Source organism: Rhizobacter sp. P1_G5, from assembly GCF_056405435.1.
In genome coordinates, this window is record NZ_JBFUCB010000386.1 from 1 (window position 1) to 5,823 (window position 5,823).

General features: G+C 67.8%; 5 protein-coding genes and 1 tRNA gene. 4 read left to right on the plus strand and 2 right to left on the minus strand.

Features of this window, described 5'->3' with window-relative positions; all coding sequences use genetic code 11:
* Nucleotides 1-241: 241 nt before the first annotated feature.
* On the minus strand, nucleotides 242-2,287 hold the full coding sequence (gene metG, locus AC1D12_RS22500; protein WP_477842961.1) for a methionine--tRNA ligase: 2,046 nt from the start codon (nucleotides 2,285-2,287) through the stop codon (nucleotides 242-244).
* A gap of 100 nt (nucleotides 2,288-2,387) precedes the next feature.
* Here metG and apbC point away from each other — a divergent pair, with 100 nt between their 5' ends.
* Both apbC and AC1D12_RS22510 read left to right on the plus strand, forming a co-directional pair.
* Nucleotides 2,388-3,479, plus strand: a complete 1,092-nt coding sequence (gene apbC, locus AC1D12_RS22505) for an iron-sulfur cluster carrier protein ApbC (protein ID WP_477842963.1) — start codon at nucleotides 2,388-2,390, stop codon at nucleotides 3,477-3,479.
* 9 nt (nucleotides 3,480-3,488) lie between these two features.
* Nucleotides 3,489-3,737: a hypothetical protein gene (locus AC1D12_RS22510; RefSeq protein WP_477828459.1), complete on the plus strand. Its 249-nt coding sequence runs from the start codon at nucleotides 3,489-3,491 to the stop codon at nucleotides 3,735-3,737.
* Nucleotides 3,738-3,804: 67 nt separating this feature from the next.
* Here AC1D12_RS22510 and trmB read toward each other — a convergent pair whose 3' ends face one another.
* Nucleotides 3,805-4,512, minus strand: coding sequence for a tRNA (guanosine(46)-N7)-methyltransferase TrmB (trmB, locus tag AC1D12_RS22515; RefSeq protein ID WP_477828458.1), 708 nt, complete (start codon nucleotides 4,510-4,512; stop codon nucleotides 3,805-3,807).
* A gap of 73 nt (nucleotides 4,513-4,585) precedes the next feature.
* Here trmB and AC1D12_RS22520 point away from each other — a divergent pair.
* A tRNA-Gly gene (locus AC1D12_RS22520) sits at nucleotides 4,586-4,659 on the plus strand.
* 11 nt (nucleotides 4,660-4,670) lie between these two features.
* Nucleotides 4,671-5,823 (plus strand): chromate efflux transporter (chrA, locus tag AC1D12_RS22525; RefSeq protein WP_477842965.1); only part of this gene is annotated, 1,153 nt, incomplete at its 3' end.

The window sequence follows — 5,823 nt, forward strand, 5'->3', positions numbered from 1 at the left end:
AGGCAGCAGCACGTTGAGCTGGGGCGCCAGGTCCATCCAGTAGCGCCAGGTGGTCTGGCAGGCCGTCTCGACCAGCGCGGCGTTGCGCGCGAGTGCGGCCGTGTCGACCGTCTGCTGCGTTTTCAGCGCGTCGGCCTGCCGCTTCAGATCATCCAGAAAACCCATGCTGCTCTCCCTCGAAGGCGCGCAGGATAGCCGCCTGCCGGGCGGCTGTCTCTCACCCTGTTTGGGGAACCGGCGCTCAGCGCACCCGCAAGCCCGGCGTCGCGCCCGGCCACGGCTCCAGCACGTACAGCCCCGGATTCGCCTTCTCGTCGGCATGCGATGCGGCCAGCACCATGCCTTCGCTGAGCCCGAACTTCATCTTGCGCGGCGCGAGGTTGGCCACCATCACGGTGAACTTGCCGACCAGGTCTTCCGGCTTGTAGGCCGACTTGATGCCGCTGAAGACGTTGCGCGTCTTTGCCTCGCCCACGTCGAGCGTCAGGCGCAGCAGCTTGTCGCTGCCCTCGACCGCCTCGCAGGCGACGATCTTCGCGATGCGCAGGTCGACCTTGGCGAAATCCTCGATCCTGATCTCGGGCGCGAGCTCCTCGCCGCCCGGCGGCGGCAGTGCGATCACCGGCGGCTCGAGCAGCTTGTCGAGCAGCGCCGGGTCGACGCGCTGCATCAGGTGCTTGTAGTCGCCGATCGTGTGGCCGCCGATCGCGCGCGCCGCATCGGCGAACACCATCGGCTCGACCTTCAGGAAGGCCTCGACCTGCACGGCCAGCGCCGGCAGCACCGGCTTCAGGTAGATGGTCAGCACGCGGAAGGCCTCGATGCAGACGCTGCACACATCGTGCAGCACCGCCTCCTGCCCGGCCTTCTTGGCGAGGTCCCAGGGCTTGTTCTGGTCGACGTACTCGTTCACGCGGTCGGCCAGCAGCATCACCTCGCGCAGCGCCTTGCCGTACTCGCGCTCCTCGTAGAGCTCCTCGATCGCGCGGCGGTGGTTGCGCAGGCCGTCGAGCAGCGAGCGGCCCTCGACGCCGAGGTCGGCCGACAGCCGCCCGCCGAAGCGCTTGCTGAGGAAGCCSGCGGCGCGGCTSGCGATGTTGATGTACTTGCCSACCAGGTCGGAGTTGATGCGGGCGGTGAAGTCGTCGGSRTTGAAGTCGATGTCCTCGACCTTCGCGTTCAGCTTGGCCGCGATGTAGTAGCGCAGCCATTCCGGGTTCAGCCCGACCTCGAGGTACTTCAGCGGCGAGATGCCGGTGCCGCGGCTCTTGCTCATCTTCTCGCCGCCGTTGACGGTGATGAAGCCGTGCACGTTGACGTGGTCCGGCGTCTTGCGGCCGCTGAAATGCAGCATCGCCGGCCAGAACAGCGTGTGGAAGTAGGTGATGTCCTTGCCGATGAAGTGCACCTGCTCGACCGCCGGGTCGGCGAAGAACGCGTCGAAGTCGCGCCCGGTCTTGTCGAAGTAGTTCTTCAGCGACGCCAGGTAGCCGACCGGCGCGTCGAGCCAGACGTAGAAGTACTTGTCCTCGGTGTCGGGGATGCGGATGCCGAAGTAGGGCGCATCGCGGCTGATGTCCCAGTCGGCCAGGCCGCCGTGGCCGTGCTCGTCGACGGCGAACCATTCGCGGATCTTGTTCAGCACCTCGGGCTGCAGGCGGCCGGGCGTGTGCGTCCAGTCCTTCAGGAACTCGATGCAGCGCGGCGACGAGAGCTGGAAGAAGTAGTGCGCGCTGCTCTTGAGCACCGGTGTGGCGCCGCTGAGCGCCGAGTACGGGTTCTTCAGCTCGGTGGGCGCGTAGACCGCGCCGCAGTTCTCGCACGAATCGCCGTACTGGTCCTTGGTGCCGCAGCGCGGGCATTCGCCCTTGATGTAGCGGTCGGGCAGGAACATCGCCTTCACCGGGTCGAAGAACTGCTCGATCGTGCGCTCGGCGATCAGGCCTTCCTTGCGCAGTGCGCGGTAGATGTCCTGCGCGAGCTGGTGGTTCTCGGGACCGTCGGTGGAGTGCCAGTTGTCGAAGCCGATGCTGAAGCCGTCGAGGTACTGCTTGCGGCCGGCCGCGATCTCGGCGACGAACTGCTGCGGCGTCTTGCCGGCCTTCTCGGCGGCGATCATGATCGGCGCGCCGTGCGCGTCGTCGGCGCAGACGAAGTGCACCTCGTTGCCGACCATGCGCTGGAACCGCACCCAGATGTCGGCCTGGACGTACTCCATCATGTGCCCGATGTGGAACGGCGCATTGGCGTACGGCAGGGCGGTGGTGACGAAGAGCTTGCGGGTCATCGGAGGCGTCCGGATCGGCGGGGGAGGGTCGATTCTAGGCGCGCTGGCCCGAGGGAGAAGGCGTGTGGGCTAGACTGCCCGCCGCCAACCGCCTGCCACCATGACCACCACCGAATCCGCCATCCTGGCCGCCCTGCAAGCCGTCAACGATCCGCTCACCGGCAAGGATGTCGTCGGCGCCCGCCAGGTGAAGAACCTGCGCATCCAGGGCGCGGACGTGAGCTTCGAGCTGGAGCTCGGCTACCCGGCGAAGAGCCTGCATGCGGCGCTGCGCGAATCGCTGCAGCGGGCGGTGCGCGCGTTGCCGGGCGTTGGCCGGGTCGATGTCGAGATCGCGACCCGCGTCGTGCCCCATGCGGTGCAGCGCGGGGTGCAGCTGCTGCCCAACGTGAAGAACATCGTCGCGGTGGCGTCGGGCAAGGGCGGCGTCGGCAAGAGCACGACGGCGGCCAACCTGGCGCTGGCGCTGGCCGCCGAGGGGGCGAAGGTCGGCATCCTCGACGCCGACATCTACGGCCCGAGCCAGCCGATGATGATGGGCCTGGAAGGCCGCCCGGAGAGCGCCGACGGCAAGACGATGGAGCCGATGCGCAACCATGGCGTCGAGGTGATCTCGATCGGCTTCCTGGTCGAGCGCGACAACGCGATGATCTGGCGCGGCCCGATGGCCACGCAGGCGCTGGAACAGCTGCTGCGGCAGACCAACTGGGGCGACCTCGACTACCTGATCGTCGACATGCCGCCCGGCACCGGCGACATCCAGCTGACGCTCTCCCAGCGCGTGCCGCTGACCGGCGCGGTGATCGTGACGACGCCGCAGGACATCGCGCTGATCGATGCGCGCCGCGGCATCAAGATGTTCGAGAAGGTCGGCGTGCCGATCCTGGGCGTCGTCGAGAACATGGCGGTGCATGTGTGCAGCAACTGCGGGCACGTGGAGCACATCTTCGGCGCCGATGGCGGCAAGCGCATGGCGGCCGAATTGGGCATGGACTACCTGGGTGCGCTGCCGCTGGCGCTGTCCATCCGCGAGCAGGCCGATTCGGGCAAGCCGACGGTGGTGAGCGAGCCCGACGGCGAGACGGCCGGGCTCTACAAGGCGATCGCGCGCCAGCTGGCCGCGAAGATCGCGCAGCGGACCAAGGATTTCTCGTCGAAGTTCCCGACCATCTCGATCTCGAAGACGACCTGAGGACTGCGCATGCGCTGGATGCCGATCGGAACGATGGCCTGGATGGCGGCAGCGGCCTGCATTGCGGCGCCCGAGGACGAGGGCGCTGCACGTGCCGCGTGGGCGCGCAAGCTGCAGGATTTCCAGCAATGCCAGGCCGGTCGGCGGGCGCCGAGCTACGGTCCGGCGGCGTCGGGTGCCGCGGCGAAGAAGCCTGCCAACTGCGTCGACCCGGGGCCGTTCGTGCCACCGTCGACGAAACCTGCCCGTTCGCCCTGAGCTAGTCGAAGGGTCGGGCTGAGCCTGTCGAAGCCTTGGTGCCGTACGCGCAGGCCCTTCGACAGGCTCAGGGCGAACGGGTTTCGCGCTTCGTGAACACCAGGTCCCAGACGCCGTGGCCGAGCTTGAGGCCGCGGTTCTCGAACTTGGTCAGCGGCCGATAGGCCGGTTTCGGCGCATAGCCCGCGGCGGTGTTGGCGAGCGCGGGCTCGGCCGACAGCACCTCCAGCATCTGCTCGGCATAGGGCTGCCAGTCGGTCGCGCAGTGCAGGTAGCCGCCGGGGGCCAGGTGCGCGGCGAGCTTCGCGACGAACGGCGCCTGGATCAGCCGGCGCTTGTTGTGCTTCTTCTTGTGCCACGGGTCGGGAAAGAACACATGCACGCCGGCCAGCGAGCCGGGCGCGATCATGTGCTCCAGCACCTCGACGGCATCGTGCTGCACGATGCGCAGGTTGGCGATCTGCTTCTCGCCGATGTGCTTCAGCAGTGCACCCACGCCGGGCGTGTGCACCTCGACGCCGAGGAAATCGGTGCCCGGCAGCGCCTGCGCGATCGCCGCGGTGGCGTCGCCCATGCCGAAGCCGATCTCCAGCACCAGCGGTGCGGTGCGGCCGAACGCGGCCTGCGGGTCGAAGCGCTGCTGCGCATAGGGGACCACGAAGCGCGGGCCGAGCGTCTCGAGCGCGCGCGCCTGGCCGGTGCCCATGCGGCCGGCGCGCAGCACGAAGCTCTTGATGCCGCGCAGCGGAACGGTGGGATCGGTGGGGGCGGTCATGGTAATTCGGCACGCGTGCCTGGAGGGCAGGGGGCCGAATTGTGCCCGAGCACGCGCTAGAATCGCGCCCGCTGCGGGTGTAGTTCAATGGTAGAACGGCAGCTTCCCAAGCTTCATACGAGGGTTCGATTCCCTTCACCCGCTCCAATGACCTGCCCATGAAGCCCGCGGAAGAATCGACCGCTGCAGACGCGGCACCCGAGCCCGTCTCCTTCGGCCAGGCCTTCGTCTACTGGCTCAAGCTCGGCTTCATCAGCTTCGGTGGACCTGCCGGGCAGATCGCCCTCATGCATGAGGAGCTGGTCGAGCGGCGCCGCTGGATCTCGGAAAACCGCTTCCTGCATGCGCTGAACTACTGCATGGTCCTGCCGGGGCCCGAGGCCCAGCAGCTGGCCACCTACATTGGCTGGCTCATGCACCGGACCTGGGGCGGCATCGTCGCCGGCGGATTGTTCGTGCTGCCGTCGTTGTTCATCCTCATCGCACTGTCCTGGGTCTACATGGCCTTCGGCACGGTCCCCGCGGTGGCGGGCCTCTTCTACGGCATCAAGCCGGCGGTCACGGCCATCGTCGTGTCGGCTGCGATCCGCATCGGCTCGCGTGCGCTGAAGAACCGTTGGCTGTGGGGCATCGCCGTCGCGGCCTTCGTCGCCATCTTCGCGGTGAACCTGCCTTTCCCGCTCATCGTCCTGGGTGCCGGCTTCGTCGGGTACCTGGGTGGCCGCTATGCCCCGGAGAAATTCGCTGTCGGCGCAGGCCACGGCAAGGCCGCCAAGGGGTTCGGTGCCGCCCTCATCGACGACAACACACCGACGCCGGCGCATGCGCGCTTCACCTGGAGGCACTTCCGGCGCGTCCTCGCGGCGTTCACCGGCTTGTGGGCGGTGGCCATCGGAGGGCTGACGCTGGCCTGTGGCTGGGATGCCACCCTCACGCAAATGGCGTGGTTCTTCACCAAGGCCGCACTGCTGACGTTCGGCGGGGCCTACGCCGTGCTTCCCTACGTCTACCAGGGGGCCGTGGACCACTACCACTGGCTCACGGGACTGCAGATGATTGACGGGCTGGCGCTGGGAGAGACGACGCCGGGGCCGCTCATCATGGTCGTCTCGTTCGTCGGCTTTGTCGGGGGCTGGACGAAGGCCCTCTTCGGAGCGGACTCGCTCTTCCTGGCCGGCGCGGTGGCGGCCACGGTGGTCACGTTCTTCACCTTCCTGCCGTCGTTCTTCTTCATCCTGCTCGGTGGCCCGTTCATCGAGTCGACGCATGGCAATCTGAAGTTCACGGCACCGCTGACAGGCATCACTGCAG